Here is a 22,766-nt window from a genome sequence, read left to right as displayed (position 1 = left end):
CCCATGCGCTTCCGCCACCCCGACGGCTCGACCGTCCACCTCGCGTACTGCACCAACGTGCACCCCGCCGAGACGCTCGACGGCGTCCTCGCGCAGCTCCGCGACCACTGCGAACCCGTGCGGAAACGCCTGGGCCGCGACCGCCTCGGTATCGGACTCTGGCTCGCAAAGGACGCCGCCCGCGCCCTGATCACCGACCCCGTGGCCCTGCGCGGCCTGCGCACCGAACTCGACCGGCGTGGCCTCGAGGTCGTCACCCTCAACGGCTTCCCCTACGAAGGATTCGGCGCCGAGGAAGTCAAGTACCGCGTCTACAAGCCGGACTGGGCCGACCCCGAACGTCTCGCCCACACCTCCGACCTCGCCCGGCTGCTCGCCAGCCTCCTCCCGGGCGACGTCACCGAAGGCACCGTCTCCACCCTTCCGCTCGCCTGGCGCACCGCCCACGACACCCGGAGCGCCGACACCGCCACCACGGCCCTCACCACCCTCGCCGAACGCCTCGACGCACTCCAGGAACTCACCGGCCGGTCCATCCGCGTCGGCCTGGAACCCGAACCCGGCTGCGTCGTCGAGACCACCGCCGACGCCATCGCACCGCTCACCCGGATCGGCCGGCCCGACCGCATCGGCCTGTGCCTCGACACCTGCCACCTCGCCACCTCCTTCGAAGACCCCGCCACCGCGCTCGACGCCCTCGCCGCCGCCCGCGTACCCGTCGTCAAATCCCAGCTCTCCGCCGCCCTGCACGCCGAACACCCCCACCTCCCCGAAGTCCGCGAAGCACTGGCCGCCTTCGACGAACCCCGCTTCCTGCACCAGACCCGCACCGTCGCCGAGGACACCCTCCACGGCACCGACGACCTCGGCCCCGCGCTCGACGGCGCCGCACTCCCGGACGAGACACCCTGGCGCGCCCACTTCCACGTCCCCCTGCACGCGGCCCCCGCCGCACCCCTCACCTCCACACTCGACGTCCTCCAGGACACGCTGACCCGGCTCGTAGGTGGCGAGCACCCCCGCACCCACCACCTGGAGGTCGAGACCTACACCTGGCAGGCCCTCCCGCCCGAGCTGCGCCCACGGGCCCGCGCCCAGCTCGCCGACGGCATCGCCGCCGAACTCACCCTCGCCCGCGACCTGCTGACCCACCTCGGACTGAAGGAGCTGCCGTGACGGACGCGCACCCCCGGCCGACCCCGCTGCTCGTCCTGGACGTCGTCGGTCTCACCCCCCGCCTCCTCGACCACATGCCGAACCTCAAGGCGCTCGCCGGATCCGGCACCAAGGCTCCGCTCAGCACCGTGCTGCCGGCCGTCACCTGCGCCGCCCAGTCGACCTTCCTCACCGGCACCATGCCCTCCGAACACGGCATCGTCGGCAACGGCTGGTACTTCCGCGAACTCGGCGACGTCCTCCTGTGGCGCCAGCACAACGGCCTCGTGTCCGGCGACAAACTCTGGGACGCGGCCCGCCGGGCGCACCCCGGCTACACCGTCGCCAACATCTGCTGGTGGTACGCCATGGGCGCCGACACCGACATCACCATCACCCCCCGACCCGTCTACTACGCCGACGGCCGCAAGGAACCCGACTGCTACACCCGGCCCCCGGCCCTGCACGACGAACTCACCGACAAACTCGGCACGTTCCCCCTCTTCCACTTCTGGGGCCCCGGCGCCGACATCGTGTCCAGCCAGTGGATCATCGACGCCACCCGGCACGTCATCGACACCCGCGACCCCGACCTGACCCTGTGCTACCTCCCCCACCTCGACTACGACCTGCAGCGCTTCGGCCCCGACGACCCGCGCTCCCACCAGGCCGCCGCCGAGATCGACACGGCCCTCGCCCCGCTCCTCTCCGACGCCCGCGCCGCCGGCCGCACCGTCGTCGCCCTGTCCGAGTACGGCATCACCCGCGTCGAGCGCCCCGTCGACATCAACCGGGCCCTGCGCCGCGCCGGTCTGCTCGAAGTGCACACGCAGGACGGCATGGAGTACCTCGACCCGATGGCCTCCCGCGCCTTCGCGGTCGCCGACCACCAGATCGCCCACGTCTACGTCCGCCGGCCCGAGGACCTCGACGCCACTCGCGCCGCCCTCGACGGACTGCCCGGCATCGAGCGGCTCCTCGACGACGAGGGAAAGAAGGCCCACCACCTCGACCACCCGCGCTCCGGCGAACTGGTCGCCGTCGCCGAGCCGGACGCCTGGTTCACGTACTACTACTGGCTCGACGACGACCGCGCCCCCGACTTCGCGCAGCTCGTCGAGATCCACCGCAAACCCGGCTACGACCCGGTCGAACTGTTCATGGACCCCCTCGACCCCTACGTCAAGGTCAAGGCCGCCGGAGCGCTCGCCCGAAAGAAGCTCGGCATGCGCTACCGGATGGCGGTCGTGCCTCTGGACCCCTCACCTCTTCGTGGCAGCCACGGCCGCCTCCCCGCGAGCGACGACGACGGTCCGCTCATCATCAGCTCCACCCCCCATGCGTTCCCCGGCCGTGTCGCGGCCACCGATGTGAAAGCCCTGCTGCTGGATCTGGCGGGCCTGAAGCCCTCCTGACCAGGAGTAGTTACAGAGAGTGAAGCACACGTCACTGACAACGCGCCAGTGGCATCCGACCCGCACCTCGAAACTCCGCACCTCGAAACTCCGCAGCTCGAAGTTCCGGACTTCGAGGATCCGCATCCCGACGAGAGGCACCCCCGTGACCGACTTCCGCGAGACCGCCGCAGACGAGGCCCTCAGAGCCCGCCTCGGCATCAACCGCCGCCGCTTCCTGAGCACCTGCACCGCCGTCGCCGCAGGCGCGATAGCCGCCCCGGTCCTCGGCGCCGCACCCTCCTTCGCCCAGGCCGGGAACCGGATCCCGGGCGAGAGCGAGGGCGACGGCAAGGGGCAGGACCTGGTGCCCGCGCACAAGCGCGGCATCATCCTCTACACCGTTCGCGACGCGACCGGCCGCGACCCGCTCTCCAGTGACCTGCCCAGCGGTTTCCGCGAGGTGTTCAAGGAGCTGGCCCGCTACGGCTACAAGCAGGTCGAGTTCGCCGGGTACGGCCAGCACGCCAACGCGCCCGGCGGCGCGAACCTGGAATCCGTCGCCGGCGCCAAGCTGCTGCGCGGCTGGCTCGACGAGTACGGGCTGCGGGCCCAGGGCAACCACGGCTTCATCCCGTCGTCCTGGCCGCTCAGCACGTCCGACATCGACACGTTCAAGAAGCACCTCGAGATCGCCAACATCCTCGGCATGGACCACATGGGCACCGGCGGCGACCCCACCGGCAGCTCGTACAAGGCGGACTGGGACGTCGCCGCCGACAAGTGGAACGCGCTCGGCGAGATCGCGCACCGGGCGGGCCTCAAGCTCTACACCCACAACCACGACGCCGCGTACGGCTTCCTGCTCGACGGCGGCCCGCTCGACGCCCAGGGCCGGCCGACGCGCAGCTCCGGCATCCGCAAGCTGGAGTACTTCCTCCAGGTCAGCGACCCGCGCACGGTGTGGCTCGAGATGGACATCTTCTGGGCGCACGTCGCCCAGTACAAGTTCCACACCTACACCGCGCACGACGGCTCGCAGCAGGAGAACGTCTTCGACCCGGCGGCCCTGGTCCGCGCCCACAACAAGCGCTATCCGCTGTTCCATGCCAAGGACGGCACCCGCAACGACACCAACGGCATGGGCTACGACATGGTTCCCTTCGGCGAGGGCGTCATCGACTACACGACGTTCTTCAGCCGCGTCGGCCGGAAGAACTACCACAACCCGATGGTCGAACAGGACAACGCGCCCAGCGGTACCGACCTCGGCCAGTCGCTGAAGTACGCGAAGACCGGCTACGACAACATGGCGGCGCTGCGTAAACGGCACTGACGCCCGCCAGCACATGAGTGGGGCCCGGCCGATGCGGCCGGGCCCCACTCATGTGTGACTGAGATGCGTGCGAACTAGACCGTGCCGGTTCGCCCCGGCTGTTTCAGGAGCAGCGCCACCGCGGCGGCCACCATCGAGATCCCGCCGGCCAGCGCGTACGCCCCGTTGTACCCCCACGCGGCGACCACCATCGAGCCGAGGCCGCCGCCGAACAGGCCGCTGATGAGCTTCCCGCTGTAGACGAGCCCGTAGTTCGTGGCGTTGTAGTTCTCGCCGAAATAGTCCGGCGTGAGTGCCGCGAACATCGGATAGAAGGCGCCGCCGCCGAATCCGGAGAGGAACGCGAAGACCAGGAACAGCCCTTCGCTGCGGATGTCGCCCGCCCAGATGACGCCGAACTGGGCGAGCCCCAGGACGACGATGACGAACACCAGGCTGAGCTTGCGGCCCATGATGTCCGACATCCAGCCGACGACCGCGCGCCCCACCCCGTTGATGACGGCCATCACGCCCATCGAGGACGCCGCCACGAGGGGCCCGAACCCGACCTCCTTGGCGAAGTCGACCTGGAACGAGATGCCGAAGATCGACACCCCGGCCGTCAGCACCAGACTGAGCCACATCAGCGGCAGCATTCCCGTCCTGATGGCTTCCTTCGGTGTGAACTGCCGAACCGCGGGCGGATTCTTGGTGAGCGACCGCGCACTTTTCCCGGAACCCGAGGTCACGAGTGGGTCGATGTCCGAGGGCCACCAGTTCTTCGGCGGGTCCTTGAAGAAGAAGGCGCAGACCAGCACCACGACGAGAACATAGGCGCCGATCATGTCCAGGACGCGGTGGTAGTTCGACGTGTCGAAGCCGTAGTTGAAGATGAAGATGAACGGCAACGAACCGTACGCGAATCCGCCGTTGACGAATCCGGTGCGGCCGCCCTTTCGTTCCGGATACCACTTCCCGACCATGTTGATGCACGTCGAGTAGACGAGCCCGGCACCCAGGCCGCCGATGACACCGAACCCGATGATGGCCAGCCACACATTGCTCAGATGGGACAGCGCGAGAAAGCCGAGCAGGCACAGAAAGGAGCCGATGGACATGGCCCGCCGCGCCGTCATGATGCCCTTCTCGCGCAGCCAGCCGGCCGGGAAGGCGATGCCTGCCTGGAAGAACACCCAGACGCTGAGAATCCAGAAGGTGTTGGACTGCGTCCAGCCGTGAGCGCTGGACAGCGTGTCCTCCGCTGAGCCGTACGCGTACTCGGACACGCTGATGGCCATCATCGCGATCCACGGCAGGTACACCATGAATTTCCGGGAATGGCCGAGGATGTCGCGGTCCGTCTCGCCGACGCGATAGACGCGGCCGTTCTCGTCGGTGATCTCTTCGTACCCCGCGCCGTACTCCGACGCGTGTGTTCCTGCGGCGATGGGCTCCGCCGTCATATCAGGCCATCTCCTCACCGAGCGGTTGCGGATTGGGGCGGACGTCACGGGACTTGGGCCGCCCGGGCGGCGACAGGAAGATCGCGACGATTCCCGCGAAGAACGAGATGCAGCCGGCCAGGATGAAGGCACCCGAATGCCCCCACGCCGCGACGACCATCGAGCCCATGCCCGCACCCAGACCGGAGACGAGCTTGGAGCTGTAGACCATCCCGTAGTTCGTCGCGTTGTTGTTCTCACCGAAGTAGTCGGCGGTGAGCGCCGCGAACATCGGGAAGATGGCACCGCCGCCGAACCCGGAGATCGCGGAGAAGATCAGGAAGAACGCAAGGTGCTGCTCCTGCGCCGACCAGAGAATGCCGAACTGGGCGGCGCCCAGAATGACGCAGACCGCGAGCAGACACTGCTTGCGGCCGTACCGGTCGGACAGCCAGCCGATGACACCGCGCCCGGTGCCGTTGACGACCGCCTTGAGCGACATCGCGGTCGCCACGATCCCGCCCGCGAAACCGGCCTCCTTTCCGATGTCCACCTGGAAGGCGATGCCGAAGATGTTCACGCCGGAGGTACACGCCAGGCAGAACCACATCAGGGCGACCCGGCCCGTCCGCCACGCCTCCATGGGGGTGTACTGCTTCACCGCCGGAGGGTTCTTCTGCAGTGAACGCCGGGCCCGCGGGTCCTCCGGGGGATGCAGCGGGTCGATCTCGGCGGGCCACCAGTTCTTCGGCGGGTCCCGGAAGAAGAAGCCGGCGGTCGCGACCATCGTGGCCAGGAGCAGACCCACGGAGACCAGCACCCAGCGGAAGTTGGTCAGGTCCATGAAGCCGGTGAACAGGAACACGAACGGCACGGAGCCGTAGGCGAATCCGCCGTTCACGAAGCCCGTCTTGCCGCCCCTGCGCTCCGGATACCACTTGCCGACCATGTTGACGCACGTGGCGTACACCATGCCGGCGCCCATGCCGCTGAAGACGCTGAAGCCTATGTAGGCGAACACGACGTGCGGCGCGTAGGCGAGGGACAGATAGCCGAGCAGCGTGCCCAGCGCGCCGAGCATCATGGCCCAGCGGGCCGGCAGCCTGCCGCTCTCACGCAGCCTTCCCGCCGGGAAGGCGACCGCGGCCTGGAAGAAGACCCAGACCGTCATCATCCAGAAGATGTGCTGACTGTTCCAGCTGTGCGCGGTGTGCAGAGTGTCCTCTGCGGACGCGAACGCGTACTCGGCGGAAGAGATCCCCATCATGCCCACCCAGGGCAGGATCACCATCCACTTGCGCTTGCGCCCCATGATGTCGATGTCGCGCTCGCCAACCCGGTAGACCCGGCCGTTGGCGTCCGTCACCTCCCTGTAAGGGACGGAACTTGACAGTTCGGTTGCGGTCATGACGGTCGCATCCCTTGCGTCGAAAGATCTGGCCAGCGCCCCCTGTCCAAATTGCTTTCGTGTGCGCACGGGTCCTGGGTCCGGCCGGCGCGCACCGCCGGCCGGACCCGACATCCCTCACCTCATCGACCGCCCCCCAACAGCCCTGCCGCACGGGCCCACCGGTACTTGGCCCCGAGCACCGCGACCGGCTTCTCGGTCGTGTACGGGTACGCGACCACCCCGCGGTCGAAGAGATACTGGCACGCCTCCTCGACCTCGACGTCCCCGGCCAGCGACGCGACGACCGGCTTCTCGATCCCGCGCTCGCGGAACTCCTCGACGACGCGGGCCGTTACCTCCGCGAAGACCATGGGAGGGGTGACGATGGTGTGCCAGTAGCCCAGCACGAGTGCGTGGATGCGCGGGTCCTCGAGCCCGAGGCGGATCGTCGCCTCGTACGTCGACGGCGGCTCGCCGCCCGTGATGTCCACGGGGTTGCCCGCGGCTCCGAACGGCGGGATGAACTGCCGGAAAGCCGCGTCGAGGTCGTCCGGGATCTCCATCAGCCGCAGCCCGTTGTCGGTCACCGCGTCCGAGAGCAGCACGCCCGAGCCGCCCGCCCCCGTGATGATCACGACGTTGTCGCCCTGCGGCGTCGGCAGCACGGGCAGGGCCCGCGCGTACTCCAGCATGTCGTTCAGGCCCGGGGCCCGGATGACGCCGGCCTGCCGCAGGATGTCGTCGTACACGGCGTCGTCGCCCGCCAGCGCGCCGGTGTGCGAGCCGGCGGCCTTCGCGCCGGCGGCCGTGCGTCCGGCCTTGAGCACGACGACGGGCTTCTTGGGGACGGTCGCACGCGCGGCCTCCACGAAGGCGCGCCCGTCCTTGAGGTCCTCCAGGTGCATGGCGATGCACTGCGTGTTGGGGTCCTCGCCGAACCAGGTGAGCAGGTCGTCCTCGTCCAGGTCCGACTTGTTGCCGAGCCCGACGATCGCCGAGACGCCCGTCTTCGTCGTCCGCGCGAAGCCCAGGATCGCCATCCCGATGCCGCCGGACTGCGAGGTCAGCGCCACCCCGCCCTTCACGTCGTACGGCGTGCAGAACGTGGCGCACAGGTCCTGCCACGTCGAGTAGTAGCCGTAGATGTTCGGGCCGAGCAGGCGCACCCCGTGGCGTTCGGCGATGGCCACGATCTCCGCCTGGAGTTCGTGCTCGCCGGTCTCGGCGAAGCCGGACGGGATCAGCACCGCGTTCGGTATGCCCTTGCGCCCCACCTCCTCCAAGGCCGCGGCCACGAACTTGGCGGGGATCGCGAAGACCGCCACATCCACCTCACCGGGCACGTCCGTGACACTCTTGTACGCCTTGCGGCCCAGAATGTCATCGGCCTTGGGGTTCACCGGATGGATCTCACCGGAGAACCCGCCGTCGATGAGGTTGCGCATCACCGAGTTGCCGATCTTGCCCTGTTCGTTGGACGCGCCGATCACGGCCACCGAGCGCGGCTGCATGAGCCGCTTCATGGACGCCAGGATCTGCTCGCGCGTGTACGTGCGGCGCTGCCGGGGCGCGCCCTCGGCGAGGATCACCCGGATGTCCGCTGCGACGGCGCCCTCCGGCGTGGCGATCACCGGGTTGAGGTCCACCTCCGCGATCTCCGGGAAGTCCGTGACCAGTTGGGAGACCCGCCGGATCTGCTCGGCGAGCGCCCACCGGTCCACGCCCCGGGCGCCCCGCACCCCGCGCAGCACCTCCGCCGCGCCGATGGAGTCCAGCATCCCGAGCGCCTCGTCGGGGTCCACGGGTGCGAGCCGGAAGGTGACGTCCTTCAGCACCTCCACGAGCACGCCGCCCAGCCCGAAGGCGACGACCTTGCCGAAGGTGGGGTCGGTGACGGCCCCGACGATGACCTCCTGCGAGTCGGCCCCCGTCGGCAGCAGCTCCTGCACCTGGACGCCCTCGACACGGGCGTCCGGCGCGTAGGCCCGCGCGTTCTTCACGATCCGGCAGAACGCCTCGCGTACCGCGGCCGCGCCCTCCACACCGACCACGACACCGCCGGCGTCGGTCTTGTGCAGGATGTCGGGGGAGACGATCTTCAGCACGACGGGCTTGCCGAAGCGGGCCGCCGCCGCGACGGCCGCGTCCACGTCCGTCGCCAGCTCCTCACCGGGGACGGCGATCCCGTACGCGTCGGCGATCACCTTCCCCTCCGGAGCGGTGAGCGCCGTGCGCCCCTCGGCCCGCACGGTGTCGAGCAGCGCCCGCACCGTCAGCGTCCGGTCCTCGGCCATCAATCAGATCACTCCGTTCGACTTGAGCAGACGCAGTTCCTCGTCCCCGAGGCCGAGTTCGCCGACGAAGACCTCCTCGTTGTGCTCACCGAGAAGGGGCGAACTGGTGATGTCCACGGGGGAGTCGGAGAGCTTGAGCGGGGAGCCGACGGTCGTGAAGGAGCCGCGCTGCGGGTGCGGGACCTCGACGACCATGTCGTTCGCCACGAGGGAGGCGTCCTCGATGATCTCCTTGGTGGAGAGGATCGGGCCGCACGGGATGTTGTGCGCGTTGAGCTTCTCCAGGACCTCCCACTTGGGGAGCGTCGAGGACCACTCCTCGATGAGCTGGAACATCTTGTTGAGCTTCGGCAGCCGGGACTCGGGCGTCGCCCACTCGGGGTCGTCGGCGAGTTCCGGGCGTCCTATGAGGGCGCTCAGCGGCTGCCAGCCCACGGGCTGCACGATGACGTACACATAGTCGTTCGGGCCGCCCGGCGCACACTTGACGGCCCAGCCGGGCTGGCCGCCGCCGGAGGCGTTGCCCGAGCGCGGCACCTCGTCGCCGAAGTCCTCGTTCGGGTACTCGGCCAGCGGGCCGTGCGCGAGACGCTGCTGGTCGCGCAGCTTGACCCGGCACAGGTTCAGTACGGCGTGCTGCATGGCCACGTTGACCCGCTGGCCGCGCCCGGTGCTCTCCCGCTGGAAGAGGGCGGCCAGGATGCCGGCGACGGCGTGGATGCCGGTGCCGGAGTCACCGATCTGGGCGCCGGTCGCGAGCGGCGGTCCGTCCTCGAAGCCGGTGGTCGCCATGGAGCCGCCCATGGCCTGCGCGACGACCTCGTACGCCTTGAAGTTGGTGTACGGGCCCTCGCCGAAGCCCTTGATGGAGGCGTAGACGATGCGCGGGTTGATCTCCTGGATGCGGTCCCAGGTGAAGCCCATGCGGTCGACGGCGCCGGGGCCGAAGTTCTCGACCATCACGTCGGAGCGGCGGATCAGCTCGGTGAGCAGCTCCTTGCCGCGCTCCGACTTGGTGTTGAGGGTGATGCTCCGCTTGTTGCAGTTGAGCATCGTGAAGTAGAGGGAGTCGACGTCGGGGAGGTCACGCAGCTGCTTGCGCGTGATGTCGCCGGACGGCGCCTCCAGCTTGACCACGTCGGCGCCGAGCCACGCGAGGATCTGGGTGGCGGAGGGGCCCGACTGGACGTGGGTCATGTCGAGGACGCGGATGCCTTCGAGAGCCTTGGTCGCAGATGTCATTTCCCGGGCACCTCACTACTTGTACATGGTCTGGTTCATGGTTCCGGGGGCGTACGCGTCCGGATCGACCCACACGTTGATGAGGGACGGCTTGCCGGACTCGCGGGCGCGGCGCAGGGCCGGGCCGATGTCGGCGGGGTCGCGGACCTCCTCGCCGTAACCGCCCAGCATCTGGGCGAACTTGTCGTAGTGGACGTCCCCGAGGGTGTTGCCGACGCGCTCGCGCTCCTCGCCGTACTTGGCCTTCTGGCCGTACCGGATCTGGTTCATCGAGGAGTTGTTGCCGACGATGCCGACGAAGGGGAGGTCGTAGCGCACCAGCGTCTCGAAGTCCCAGCCGGTCAGGGAGAACGCGCCGTCGCCGAAGAGCGCCACGACCTCCTTGGCGGGCCGTGCCTGCTTGGCCGCGAGCACGAAGGGGATGCCGACGCCGAGGGTGCCGAGCGGTCCCGGGTCCATCCAGTGGCCGGGCGACTTGGGCTGTACGACCTGGCCGGAGAAGGTGACGATGTCGCCGCCGTCGCCGATGTAGATCGAGTCCTCGGTCAGGAAGTCGTTGATCTCGCTGACGAGCCGGTACGGGTGGATGGGGGAGGCGTCGGAGCGCAGGTTCGGCAGCCGCTTCTCCAGAGCCGCCTGCTCGGCGGCGCGCAGCTCGTCGAGCCACTCCTTGCGCTTGGCCGCGCCCCCGTTGACGCGCCCGGAGGCGGCCTCGGTGACCTGCTTGAGGACGAGGTTCGCGTCGCCGACGATGCCGAGGTCGATGTCGCGGTTCTTGCCGACCGTGCGGTAGTCGAGGTCGATCTGCACCACGGTCGCGTCGGGGGAGAGCCGCTTGCCGTAGCCCATGCGGAAGTCGAAGGGCGTGCCGACGATGATGATGAGGTCCGCGTTGGAGAACGCGTAGCGGCGCGACAGCTGGAAGTGGTGCGGGTCGCCGGGCGGCAGGGTGCCTCGTCCGGCGCCGTTCATGTAGGCGGGCACGTTGAGGGTGCGCACCAGCTGGATGGCCGACTCGGTGGCGCGGGTCGTCCACACCTGGCCGCCGAGCAGGATCGCCGGCTTCTCCGAGTGGACCAGCAGGTCGGCGAGCTTCTCGATCGCGTCGGGGTCGCCGGCCGAGCGCGTGGAGGCGCGATAGCGGCCGGCCTCGGGCACGCGCGCCTTCTCGACGGGCACCTTGGCGTCCAGGACGTCGCGCGGGATCTCCAGGAAGGACGGACCGGGAGCCCCGTGGTAGCACTCGCGGAACGCCATGGACACCATGTCGGCCGCCCGCGCGGTGTCCGGCACGGTCGCGGCGAACTTGGTGATGGGCGTCATCATGTCGACGTGCGGCAGGTCCTGCAGCGACCCCATCTTGTGCTGTGTGTGGGCGCCCTGGCCGCCGATGAGCAGCATCGGTGACTCGGCCCGGAAGGCGTTGGCGACACCGGTGACGGCGTCCGTGGTGCCCGGTCCCGCCGTCACCACGGCGCAGCCGGGCTTGCCGGTCAGCCGCGCGTAACCGTCGGCGGCGTGCGCGGCGACCTGCTCGTGACGTACGTCGACGACTTCGATGCCCTCGTCGACGCAGCCGTCGTAGATGTCGATGATGTGGCCGCCGCAGAGGGTGTAGATGACCTCCACACCCTCCGCCTTGAGTGCCTTGGCGACCAGATGCCCACCTGAGATCTGCTCCTGGCCGTTGTCCGCATTGGACTGGGGCATGGCGAAGTCCCGTCCCTTCCTAGGGGATTGGAGCGACACCGTGAGCCGTGCCGAGCACGACAGAGGCACGGGTTCTCGTGCGTCGCTCGTACATTGCATACAGTCGACGAATACTGTATGAACCTTGTTATCCCGCATCCGGTGGGTGGTGTCCAGGGGGCGTGCGGCACTTTCGAGTCAGGAGCCGGAATGGACCTGTACGAACACCAGGCAAGGGAACTCTTCGAGGAACACGGCATCTTGGTGCCCCGGGCCGAGGTCACCACGTCCGCCAAGGGGGCCCGGGAGATCGCCCGCAGGCTCGGCGGCCGCGTCGTCGTCAAGGCGCAGGTGAAGACCGGCGGCCGTGGCAAGGCGGGTGGCGTCAAGCTCGCCGCCGACCCGGCCGCCGCCGAACTCACGGCACGTCAGATCCTCGGCATGGACATCAAGGGCCACACCGTGCACAGCGTCATGCTGGCCCAACCCGTCGACATAGAGACAGAGTTCTATGTCTCCTACGTGCTCGACCGCGCGGCCGGCACCTTCCTCGCCATCGCCTCCGCCGAGGGCGGCATGGACATCGAGGAGGTGGCCGCGACCCGGCCCGACGCCGTCGCCCGTATCCCCGTCGACCCCGCGGAGGGCGTGACCGGCGCCAAGGCCGCCGAGATCGCCGAGGCGGCCGGACTGCCGGCACAGACCGCCGACGTCCTCGTGCGGCTGTGGGGCGTCCTCACCCGCGAGGACGCCGTCCTCGTCGAGGTGAACCCCCTCGTGCGCACCGCGCAGGGGCAGATCCTCGCGCTCGACGGCAAGGTCACCCTCGACGACAACGCCCGCTTCCGGCGCGAACGCTGGGGTGCGAGCGAAGCCGCCCACGAGGGCCCCCTCGAGGCCGAGGCGGCGTCCAAAGGCCTCAACTACGTGAAGCTCGACGGCGAGGTCGGCATCATCGGCAACGGCGCGGGCCTCGTCATGTCCACCCTCGACGTCGTCGCCGGCTGCGGCGCACGCCCCGCCAATTTCCTCGACATCGGCGGCGGCGCCTCCGCCCAGACCATGGCCGACGGCCTCAACGTCATCCTCTCCGACCCCGCCGTCCGGTCCGTCTTCGTCAACGTCTTCGGCGGCATCACCGCCTGCGACGCCGTCGCCGACGGCATCGTCAAGGCCCTCGACACCGTCCGCCTCACCAAACCGCTCGTCGTCCGCCTCGACGGCAACAACGCCGCCCGAGGCCGCGCCATCCTCGACGAGCGCGCCCACCCCCTCGTCCAGCAGGCCACGACCATGGACGGCGCCGCACAGCACGCCGCGGACCTGGCCGTCTCCCACTAAGGACCCACTCTCCAAGGAGTACGGACATGGCCATCTATCTCACCAAAGAGAGCAAGGTCCTCGTCCAGGGGATGACCGGGGCCGAGGGCATGAAGCACACCCGGCGCATGCTGGCCGCGGGCACCGACGTGGTCGGCGGGGTCAACCCCCGCAAGGCCGGCAGCACCGTCGACTTCGACGACCGCGCCGTCCCCGTCTTCGGCAGCGTCGCCGAGGGCATGCGGGCCACCGGAGCCGACGTCAGCGTCGTCTTCGTCCCGCCCGCCTTCGCCAAGGCCGCCGTCCTCGAAGCGGCCGACGCGGGCATCCCGCTCGCCGTCGTCATCACCGAAGGCATCCCCGTCCACGACGCCGTCGCCTTCCACGCCCACGCGCGCCGCCAGGGCACCCGCGTCATCGGCCCCAACTGCCCCGGCCTGATCAGCCCGGGACAGTCCAACGCCGGCATCATCCCGGCCGACATCACCAAGCCCGGCCGCATCGGCCTCGTCTCCAAGTCGGGCACGCTCACCTACCAACTCATGTACGAGCTGCGCGACATCGGTTTCACCACCTGCGTGGGCATCGGCGGAGACCCCGTCATCGGCACCACCCACATCGACTGCCTCGAAGCCTTCGAGAACGATCCGGAGACCGAACTCGTCGTGCTCATCGGCGAGATCGGCGGCGACGCCGAGGAACGGGCCGCGGCGTACATACGCGACCACGTCACCAAGCCCGTCGTCGCCTACATCGCCGGGTTCACCGCGCCCGAGGGCAAGACCATGGGCCACGCCGGCGCGATCGTCTCCGGCTCGTCCGGCACCGCCCGGGCCAAGAAGGAGGCCCTGGAGGCGGTCGGCGTCCGCGTCGGCGCGACGCCGACCGAGACCGCCCGCCTGGTCCTCGACCGGCTCGAAGCCGAGCGCTGACCCCGGCGCCTCCCGCCCCCCCGCGCACGCCGGGAGGTGCCGAGCGGGCACCTCCCGGCCTACGCCCCCACACGTACACCCATCCAGCGATGTCTCGCCCGCACGCCATGAGACGTCCCCCGCCCCGACTGTGCACCGTGAGCGGAGACCGAAGAATGGCCACCACCACCCTCTCCACGCCCGCCGCCCCGACCACCCTGAAAGCTGGAACGTCCTGGGACGACGCCTGGCGGCGCTGCCTCGCCGTCGCCCCCGAGGCCTTCCGCGACGACCGCGTCCTCAACCTCTGGCAGGGCGGCTGGCAGCCCGACGGCCTGCCCCTGCCCGCCACCAGCCCGGTCGACGGCCGCCCCGTCGCCGGCCCTCCGCGCCTGGACGCCGAAGCCGCCCACCGCGCCGTCCGCGCCTCGCTCGACCAGCACCGCGCCTGGCGGCACGTCCCGCTGCCCGAGCGCCGGGCCCGCGTCGCCGCCACGCTCGACGCCCTCGCCGAACACCGCGAACTGCTCGCGCTGTTGCTGGTCTGGGAGATCGGCAAGCCCTGGCGCCTGGCCATGGCCGACGTCGACCGGGCCGTCGACGGCGTCCGCTGGTACGTGGACGGCATCGACACAATGCTCGACGGCCGCACCCCGCTGCCCGGCCCGGTGTCCAACATCGCGAGCTGGAACTATCCGATGAGCGTGCTCGTTCACGCATTGCTGGTACAGGCCCTCGCGGGCAATGCGGTGATCGCCAAGACCCCGACCGACGGCGGCGTCGCCTGCCTCACTCTGGCCTGCGCCCTCGCCGCCCGCGAGGGCATCCCCGTCACGCTCGTCAGCGGCAGCGGCGGCCAGCTGTCCGAGGCGCTCGTGCGGGCGCCGGAGATCGGCTGCGTCTCCTTCGTCGGCGGACGCGACACCGGCGCGGCCGTCGCGACGGCCGTCGCCGACCTCGGCAAGCGGCACATCCTCGAACAGGAAGGACTCAACACCTGGGGCATCTGGAACCACACGGACTGGGCCGGCCTGACGGCCGCGATCCCCAAGCTGTTCGACTACGGGAAGCAGCGCTGCACCGCCTACCCCCGGTTCGTCGTCCAGCGCGAGGCGTTCGACGCGTTCCTCGACGCGTACCTGCCCGCCGTGCGCACCCTGCGCGTCGGCCACCCCCTCGCGGTCGCGGACCCTTCCGACCCCTACCCGGACCTCGACTTCGGGCCGCTCATCAACGCCGCGAAGGCCAAGGAGCTCACCGACCAGGTCGGCGAGGCCATCGACCGCGGAGCCGTGCCGCTGCACCGGGCGAGCGCGGACCCCGGCCGATTCCTGGACGGCCAGGACACCAGCGCCTACGTCCACCCCGTCACGCTGCTCGGACCGCCGCCGTCCTCACCCCTGCACCACGCCGAACCCTTCGGCCCGGTCGACACCATCGTCCTGGTCGACACCGAGGCGGAGCTGCTCGCGGCCATGAACGCGTCGAACGGGGCGCTCGTGGCGACGCTCTCCACCGACGATCCAGCGACCTTCGCCCGGCTCGCCCCGCAGATCCGGGCGTTCAAGGTCGGGCACGGCAAGGCGCGCTCGCGCGGGGACCGGGACGAGCTGTTCGGCGGGTTCGGGGCGTCGTGGCGCGGCGCGTTCGTCGGCGGCGAGCTGCTCGTCCGGGCCGTCACCGAGGGCCCGGCCGGCGAACGCCCGCCCGGGAACTTCCCGGAATACCACCTGATGCCCTGACCCGATGCCCTGATCCGATGTCCTGACCTGATGCGCTGACCTGATGTCCTGAACTGATGTCCTGCCCCGGCTCCATGGGCCGGACGTCCTGACCCGATGTCCCGACCGGTACCGGGCCGGAGCGGCGTGGGCGCGGCGCGGGCCGCGTGCCCCGTGCCGTCGCCGCGCCGGCCGGAGGCGGGGGCCCGCGCTCCCGGGCCCCCTGCCTCGCCCTGCCTCACCTCGGCCTCAAGGCCCCGCGTCGCCGCGCCGCTCAGCCGATGCCCTGACGGTCGGGCCGCAGGGCGAAGGTCCGGTCGGCGGAGGTCGGCACCGTGCGCTCCACCCCCTGGAGCAGGAGTTCGCGGTGTCGCAGCAGCGGGGCGCGGCGTTCCTCGGGTACCAGCGCGAGGAGGTCGTCGAAGGCGGCGAACATCCGCCGGACGACCTGCGGGCTCCCGGTGGCGCAGGTGCGGATCTCGGTGAACGCGAGGTCGACCAGCTCGTCCCAGCGCGGTACCGGCTGGACGAGCCGGACGGCTCCGCCGCGGTCCGTGTACCGGAGCTCGACCAGCGGCCGCCGGCCCAGCGCCGCGAGGAACTGCACGATGCGGTCGAGGGACTGCACGGCGGTCGTCGGATCGTTCACCGCCGGCGACAGGGCGCGCAGGGCGATGTCCGCGAGGACCCGCAGACCGAAGCCCAGGTCCTGGTGGAATGTGCGCTCGACGCCCACCGACACGCACCGCCCCAGCGCCCGCTGTGACGGCGCGGCTCCACCGTGCACGGCGAGCAGCGGCGTGCCCGGCACGACGAAGTCGCCGATCCCCGGCAGCACCCTGAGCACGACGCCCTGCCGGCGGGCGGCGTGCACGAGACGCGCGATGTTCACGTCCCGCAGCACCCCGGCCCGGCCGCGGTAGGCCACCCGCCCCGTCTCGGGCGCGAGACCCTCCGCCGGATCCCCTTCCTCGGGACCGAGCGCGGGGCTGCCTCCCTCCACGTACGGCATGCGGGCCACGACGCGGAAGGCCTCCGCCGTGACCCGGTCGATGACGTGCCCGACGCGCAGCATCCGCAGCGTCGAGTTCACGTACATCACGAAGAGAAGGAGACTCAGGCCCACCAGTACGAGGGTGAGCAGCGCCTCCAGGAACGGCACCGTCGTCACGAGCCGCGGGTCCTCCTCGCTCTCGAACGAGGTCAGGACCAGCAGGGACAGCAGGAAGGTGGCCAGGAAGACGGCGAAGGTCGCCTTCGTGATCCGGCTGCGGACGAAGAGCCGCACCACGCGGGGCGTCTGCTGCCCCGACGCCATCTGCACCGCCACCAGCGAGATGCTGAACACGACACCGATGAAGGTCATCATCGCGGAGCTGATCGTCGTCACGACCGTCTTCGCGTCGTCCGCGACGCTCATCAGGTCCTTGACCGCGTCGTAGTCCCCGCTGTCCTGGAGCGACTCCACGATCACTCCGTCGAGCGCGGCGGCGAGCATCCACACCAGCCACACCAGCACCATCGCCGCGGTCGGGGCGAACCAGAAGGTGTCCCGCAGATGCTCCCGCAGCGGGGACAACATCCGAGGTCGGCGTACCTTTCCTCGACGTTGCGTGATTGTCGCGTCACTCATGGTGAGACTCTAGGCGGTGTCGTCCGCCCGGGCGGATACGCAGGTGAAAGGCACTCCGAAACCTTGGTATTGTTGTCCATGTCGCCGCGGGGAACACCCCGCAAACAGGCGGCAGACACCTTGTCCGGGTGGCGGAATGGCAGACGCGCTAGCTTGAGGTGCTAGTGCCCTTTATCGGGCGTGGGGGTTCAAGTCCCCCCTCGGACACCACGGAGTGCCGGTCGAGATTCTTCTCGACCGGCACTTTTCGTTGTCCCGGGAGCCGGAGTGCCACGCCGGGACAAACCCCCGCAGTGACTCGAACCGGCCGTTCCATTCGGTACGCTCCCCAGGTCTTTCGGACGCCGGGAAGCCGGTGCCGGCCGCAGCAAAAGGGGGATGTGTCGCGATGACGACACCGTCGCAGAGTCCGTTCCAGCCACTTCAGGCCGACGATCCTGCCGTGGTCGGCGGCTACCGCGTGGTGGCCGTCCTCGGCGCCGGTGGCATGGGCAAGGTGTACCTGTCGTACACGCCGGGCGGCCGCCCCCTCGCCGTCAAGGTCATCCGGCCCGAGTTCAGCGAGGACGCGGACTTCCGGCGGCGCTTCGAGCAGGAGGTGCACTCCGCTCAGCGCGTCCAGGGCCTCTACACGGCGCCGGTCATCGACTGCGACACCAAGGGCAACCCGCCCTGGCTCGCCACCGCCTACGTGCCCGGCCCCTCCCTCGCCGGAGCGGTCGCGCAGCACGGCGCCCTGCCCGTGCGCAGCACCCTGCTGCTCACCGTCGGTGTCGCCGAGGCGCTGCAGGTCATCCACGGTGCGGGCATCGTCCACCGCGACCTCAAGCCCGGCAACGTCCTGCTGGCCTCCGACGGCCCGCGCGTCATCGACTTCGGCATCGCCCGCGCCGCCGACGCCACGTCGCTCACCAGCAGCGGCGTCACCGTCGGCACCCCGGCGTTCATGGCCCCCGAGCAGGCGATGTCCGGCACCGTGAGCCCCGCGACGGACGTGTTCGCGCTCGGCCAGATCGCCGCGTTCGCCGCCATCGGCGCCCCCGCCTACGGGGAGGGCGCCTCGCACGCGGTGCTCTACCGGATCGTGCACGAGGACCCCGACCTCAGCCGGCTCCCCGACGCGCTGCGGCCCCTGGTCACCCGCTGCCTGAGTCGTGACCCCGCCGACCGGCCCTCCCTCGACGAGGTCATCGCACTGTGCCACGAGGTGTCGCCGACACCGCTGCGCCAGGGCGAGGACTGGCTGCCCCAGTCCTTCGCGACCGCGCTCGTCGACCGCTCGCAGATGCCGGCCCCGGCGCAGACGCCGCCGCCCACGTCGGGGGCGGCTACGCCGGCGCCCGTCGCCGGGCAGCCGCCGTACCCGCCGACCCAGGCCTCCGCCACGCCGCCGCCGGTCGCCGGGCACGCCTCGCACGCGCCCACCCAGGCCGCCGCCACGCCGCCGCCCGTGGCCGGTTCGACGCCGCATCCGCCGACGGCCGCCGTCCCGCCGCCGACCGGGCCCTCGCCGTACGCACCCACCGCGTTCGCCCAGACCCCGCCGCCCGTCGCGCACCCCGGGTACCAGACGCCCCCGCCCGTCGCGCAGCCCGGCTACCAGACGCCTCCGCCCGGCCCCGGCTACCGGGGTCCGATGCCGCCGACCGGCGGGCACGTGCCGATGGGCGCGCCGCACCCGGGCGTCGGCCGCCCGTGGGCCGCCGCTCCGCCGCCCCCGAAGAAGAAGACCGGGCTCATCATCGCCGGTTCGGTCGTCGCGGTCTTCGTCGCGCTCGGCCTCATCGGCGCCCTGGTCGACGACACCAAGGGCGACCAGTCGTCGTCCTCGGGCGGTTCGAGCAGCTCCGGCGGATCGGGCGGGTCCGCGAAGGGCAAGGACAACGGGAAGCGACCCGACCCCAAGCCGGCCACGTACAAGAACATCAACCTGACGGAGAACTACTACCTCCAGCTCGGCGACAACCCGGTCAAGCCCCTCGACGGCGGCGGCACGGGAGCCTCGTACTCCGGCGGTGACTTCTTCTTCTACACGGACTCGATGGGCTTCAGCGACGCGAAGGTCGGCACCGACAACGGGAAGCTGGTCCTGCTCAACAACGCGCAGAAGGGCTCCCTGGAGACCTGCCGCAACGAGACCCGCTTCACGGAAGACATCACGATGGACCAGCTGGGAGCCGGTTCGCAGATCTGCGTCCGCAGCAACGCCGGCCACATCGGTCTCATCACCTTCCGCGGCAAGTCGGGGACCAACGACCCGAGTACGTACATCACGCTCGACGTCACGACGTGGCGCAACGCGGAGGAGCCGGTCCAGGAGGACTGAGCCGCCGTACGGCGGGGCGCCCGCGGGGTTCCCGAGCCTGAGGGGAGCCGGTGCCTCGCCTCCACCGTGTGTCGATGCTGCTCCTCCGCCGAGCGCCAAGGCCCCGGAGCCCGTGGGCCGTTGCAGCCACGCTGGCAGGGGAGCACCGCTCACCCGTCACTCCTCGGCATCAAGAACGCGTAAAGATTGCCGGATTGCGGCAATGTGCGGGCGCTCGGCCGCGGGGCAGGATGGTCGTGGCAGGAACGGGGGGCCGACTCCGATGCCGGGTTCCGGAAACGGGGCCCGGCAGCGGAGTGCCGTCGGGGGAGTCATGGCACGAGGGGGCGGGGCATGGACGAGGCGCACGCGGCACGGGGGATCGCGGTCGCTCACGGGGGAACGGGCAGCGCCCGTCCGGTCGTCCGCACGGCTCCGTCCCTCGCGCCTGACGCGTTCGGGCCCGCCGAGCCTGGGCAGGGCGAATCCGCTTCGGCTCATCTCGCGCCGGACGAACCGGGGCCGGCTCACCCGGCATTCGACGAGGCCAAGCCGGCTCACCCCGCACCCGACGAACCCGCGCCGGACGAACGGGCACTCGACGAACCCGCGCTGGACGAACCCGGCCGCCGTCGCGCGGAGTCGCCCAGCGCCGGCGCCTGAGACCCGGCGCAGCACCACCCGCCCACGCGCGGAGAGCCGCGACGTCACGGCACGCCGACAGGCCGCCACGGTCCGCAACCGAACCGGCGCGCACCGCGTCCGTGACTGACGTCATCCCTGTGCCGGTCGTCCCCGTGGCGGCCGCACCGCGTCTTCACCGTCACCGAGGGGTCAACCACCCCTGGATCCGAAGGACTTCTTCATGGATGCCACCACCGTGGGCATCGGCGTGTCCGTCATCGCCGCCCTGCTCGTCGTCGCCGCGCTGCTGCTCGTCTTCACGCGTCTGTTCCGCAAGGTCGAGCAGGGCAAGGCGCTCATCGTCTCGAAGATGCGCAAGGTCGATGTGACCTTCACCGGGCAGATCGTGCTGCCGGTGCTGCACAAGGCCGAGGTCATGGACATCTCGGTGAAGACCATCGACATCACCCGCACCGGCCGCGACGGCCTCATCTGCAAGGACAACATCCGGGCCGACATCCGGATCTCGTTCTTCGTGAAGGTGAACAAGAGCGTCGACGACGTCATCCGCGTCGCGCAGAGCGTCGGCACCGCGCGGGCCAGCGACCAGAAGACGCTCCAGGAGCTGTTCCACGCGAAGTTCTCCGAGGCGCTCAAGACGGTCGGCAAGCAGCTCGACTTCACCGACCTCTACACCAAGCGCGAGGAGCTGCGGTTCCGGATCATCGAGGTCATCGGGGTCGACCTGAACGGCTACCACCTCGAGGACGCGGCGATCGACTACCTGGAGCAGACGCCGCTCAGCCAGCTCGACCCGGACAACGTCCTCGACGCGCAGGGCATCCGGAAGATCACCGAGCTGACGACCGTCGAGCACGTGCGCACCAACGAGTTCCAGCGCACGGAGGAGAAGGAGATCACGCGGCAGAACGTCGACGCCCGCGAGACCATCCTGGAACTGGAGCGCCGGCAGGCCGACGCCGAGATCAAGCAGAAGCGCGAGATCGACACCGTGCGGGCCCGTGAGGAGGCCGAGACGGCGCGGGTCGTGGAGGAGGAACGCCTGCGGGCGCAGGGCGCGTTCCTCGTCACCGAGGAGAAGCTCGGGGTGCAGCGCGAGAACCAGGCCCGCGAGGTCGCCGTCGCGCAGAAGAACCGCGAGCGCGTCATCGCCGTCGAGAACGAGCGCATCGAGAAGGACCGGCTTCTGGAGGTCATCGCCCGCGAGCGCGAGACGCAGCTGTCGAAGATCGCCGCCGACAAGGAGGTCGAGGCGGAGAAGCGGGAGATCGCCGAGGTCGTCCGCGAGCGCGTCGCCGTCGACCGCACGGTCGCCGAACAGGAGGAGTCCATCAAGAAGCTGCGCGCGGTCGAGGAGGCCGAGCGCGGACGGCAGGCCGTCATCATCGCGGCGGAGGCCGAGGCGCAGGAGAAGCTCGTCAAGGACATCAAGGCCGCGGAGGCCGCCGAGCAGGCCGCCACGCACCGCGCCGCCGAGCAACTGACGCTGGCCGAGGCCGAGTTGAAGTCCGCCGAGCTCCAGTCGCAGGCCAAGCTGAAGCTCGCCGCGGGTCTGCAGGCAGAGGCGGCGGCCGGCGGGCTCGCCGAGGTGCAGGTGCGCGACAAGGAAGCCGAGGTCATCGAGAAGGCGGGCCGTGCCGAGGCCGAGGCCACCGAGGCCCGCATGCGCGCCGAGGCGGAAGGCGCCCGCGCCAAGGCCCTCGCGGAGGCCACCGGGATCGCCGAGAAGCTGAAGGCGGAGGCCGAGGGCATCAACCAGAAGGCCGTCGCGATGGCCGCGCTCGACGAGGCCTCGCGCGGGCACGAGGAGTACCGCCTGCGGATCCAGGCGGAGAAGGAGATCCGGCTCGCCGGACTCGACGCGCAGCGGCATGTCGCCGAGGCGCAGGCCGCGGTCCTCGCCACCGGCCTGGAGGGCGCCGACATCAACATCGTCGGCGGCGAGTCCGTCTTCTTCGACAAGATCGTCAACTCGATCGCGCTCGGCAAGGGCGTCGACTCCTTCGTCAAGAACTCCGAGACGGCCCAGGTGCTCGCCGGTCCGTGGCTGGACGGATCGGCGGACTTCACCGCTGACCTCTCCAGGATCCTCGGGTCGGTCTCCACGGCCGACGTACAGAACCTCACCGTCTCCGCGCTGCTCATGAAGCTCATGAAGGGCGGCGGCGAACAGGCCGGTCAGGTGCGCGAACTGCTCGACAAGGCAGGCCAGTTGGGGCTGGCCGATCTGCCGATAGCCGAGCTGAACGGCACCGCGCGCACCTGACCCGAGACCCCGGCCGGGACCGCCCCACGGGGGTGGGCGGCCCC

At 70.3% G+C, this 22,766-nt stretch carries 14 protein-coding genes and 1 tRNA gene; 9 read left to right on the top strand and 6 right to left on the bottom strand.

Features of this window, described 5'->3' with window-relative positions; all coding sequences use genetic code 11:
- Positions 1 to 3: 3 nt before the first annotated feature.
- The 3 genes from eboE to IAG42_RS05935 all read left to right on the top strand — a co-directional run bounded on the left by eboE (position 4) and on the right by IAG42_RS05935 (position 3,885).
- Entirely contained in the window at positions 4 to 1,176 is a 1,173-nt protein-coding gene (gene eboE, locus IAG42_RS05945) for a metabolite traffic protein EboE (RefSeq protein ID WP_188335962.1), read from the top strand.
- Entirely contained in the window at positions 1,173 to 2,570 is a 1,398-nt protein-coding gene (locus IAG42_RS05940) for a nucleotide pyrophosphatase/phosphodiesterase family protein (RefSeq protein ID WP_188335961.1), read from the top strand. Before eboE ends, IAG42_RS05940 begins: the two co-directional genes overlap by 4 nt.
- Positions 2,571 to 2,715: 145 nt before the next feature.
- Entirely contained in the window at positions 2,716 to 3,885 is a 1,170-nt protein-coding gene (locus tag IAG42_RS05935; protein ID WP_188335960.1) for a sugar phosphate isomerase/epimerase family protein, read from the top strand.
- A gap of 74 nt (positions 3,886 to 3,959) precedes the next feature.
- On the opposite strand, the gene IAG42_RS05930 is transcribed toward IAG42_RS05935, so the two are convergent.
- The 5 genes from IAG42_RS05930 to IAG42_RS05910 form a co-directional block, all read right to left on the bottom strand.
- The gene (locus IAG42_RS05930) at positions 3,960 to 5,327 is read right to left on the bottom strand and encodes an OFA family MFS transporter (RefSeq protein WP_188335959.1); all 1,368 of its coding nucleotides are present in this window, start codon (positions 5,325 to 5,327) and stop codon (positions 3,960 to 3,962) included.
- Position 5,328: 1 nt separating this feature from the next.
- Positions 5,329 to 6,714: an OFA family MFS transporter gene (locus tag IAG42_RS05925; protein WP_188335958.1), complete on the bottom strand. Its 1,386-nt coding sequence runs from the start codon at positions 6,712 to 6,714 to the stop codon at positions 5,329 to 5,331.
- Between the two features lie 122 nt (positions 6,715 to 6,836).
- Positions 6,837 to 8,990 carry an acetate--CoA ligase family protein gene (locus IAG42_RS05920; protein ID WP_188335957.1) on the bottom strand — a complete coding sequence of 718 codons (2,154 nt, stop codon included), beginning with the start codon at positions 8,988 to 8,990 and terminating at the stop codon, positions 6,837 to 6,839.
- A 3-nt stretch (positions 8,991 to 8,993) separates the two neighbouring features.
- Complete coding sequence (gene frc, locus IAG42_RS05915) at positions 8,994 to 10,232, bottom strand: formyl-CoA transferase (protein WP_188335956.1); 1,239 nt, start codon at positions 10,230 to 10,232, stop codon at positions 8,994 to 8,996.
- 15 nt (positions 10,233 to 10,247) lie between these two features.
- Complete coding sequence (locus IAG42_RS05910) at positions 10,248 to 11,942, bottom strand: thiamine pyrophosphate-binding protein (protein ID WP_188335955.1); 1,695 nt, start codon at positions 11,940 to 11,942, stop codon at positions 10,248 to 10,250.
- Positions 11,943 to 12,131: 189 nt separating this feature from the next.
- Between IAG42_RS05910 and sucC the strand changes: the two genes are divergently transcribed.
- From sucC to IAG42_RS05895, 3 genes are all read left to right on the top strand, one after another.
- Positions 12,132 to 13,262 carry an ADP-forming succinate--CoA ligase subunit beta gene (gene sucC, locus IAG42_RS05905; RefSeq protein WP_188335954.1) on the top strand — a complete coding sequence of 377 codons (1,131 nt, stop codon included), beginning with the start codon at positions 12,132 to 12,134 and terminating at the stop codon, positions 13,260 to 13,262.
- A 26-nt stretch (positions 13,263 to 13,288) separates the two neighbouring features.
- Entirely contained in the window at positions 13,289 to 14,173 is an 885-nt protein-coding gene (gene sucD / locus IAG42_RS05900) for a succinate--CoA ligase subunit alpha (RefSeq protein WP_188335953.1), read from the top strand.
- Positions 14,174 to 14,328: 155 nt separating this feature from the next.
- Positions 14,329 to 15,894 carry an aldehyde dehydrogenase family protein gene (locus IAG42_RS05895; protein WP_188335952.1) on the top strand — a complete coding sequence of 522 codons (1,566 nt, stop codon included), beginning with the start codon at positions 14,329 to 14,331 and terminating at the stop codon, positions 15,892 to 15,894.
- Between the two features lie 253 nt (positions 15,895 to 16,147).
- Here the strand turns inward: IAG42_RS05895 and IAG42_RS05890 are convergent, their stop codons facing one another.
- Positions 16,148 to 17,506, bottom strand: a complete 1,359-nt coding sequence (locus tag IAG42_RS05890; RefSeq protein WP_188335951.1) for a DUF2254 domain-containing protein — start codon at positions 17,504 to 17,506, stop codon at positions 16,148 to 16,150.
- 122 nt (positions 17,507 to 17,628) lie between these two features.
- Between IAG42_RS05890 and IAG42_RS05885 the strand changes: the two genes are divergently transcribed.
- From IAG42_RS05885 to IAG42_RS05875, 3 genes are all read left to right on the top strand, one after another.
- Positions 17,629 to 17,716: transfer RNA gene (locus IAG42_RS05885), tRNA-Leu, on the top strand.
- 178 nt (positions 17,717 to 17,894) lie between these two features.
- Entirely contained in the window at positions 17,895 to 19,832 is a 1,938-nt protein-coding gene (locus tag IAG42_RS05880; protein ID WP_188335950.1) for a serine/threonine protein kinase, read from the top strand.
- An 844-nt stretch (positions 19,833 to 20,676) separates the two neighbouring features.
- Positions 20,677 to 22,722, top strand: coding sequence for a flotillin family protein (locus IAG42_RS05875; RefSeq protein ID WP_188335949.1), 2,046 nt, complete (start codon positions 20,677 to 20,679; stop codon positions 22,720 to 22,722).
- Positions 22,723 to 22,766: the final 44 nt, after the last annotated feature.

The organism is Streptomyces xanthii, from assembly GCF_014621695.1.
In the GTDB taxonomy this organism is placed as follows: domain Bacteria; phylum Actinomycetota; class Actinomycetes; order Streptomycetales; family Streptomycetaceae; genus Streptomyces; species Streptomyces xanthii.
This window is presented reverse-complemented; position numbering and strand designations above follow the sequence as displayed.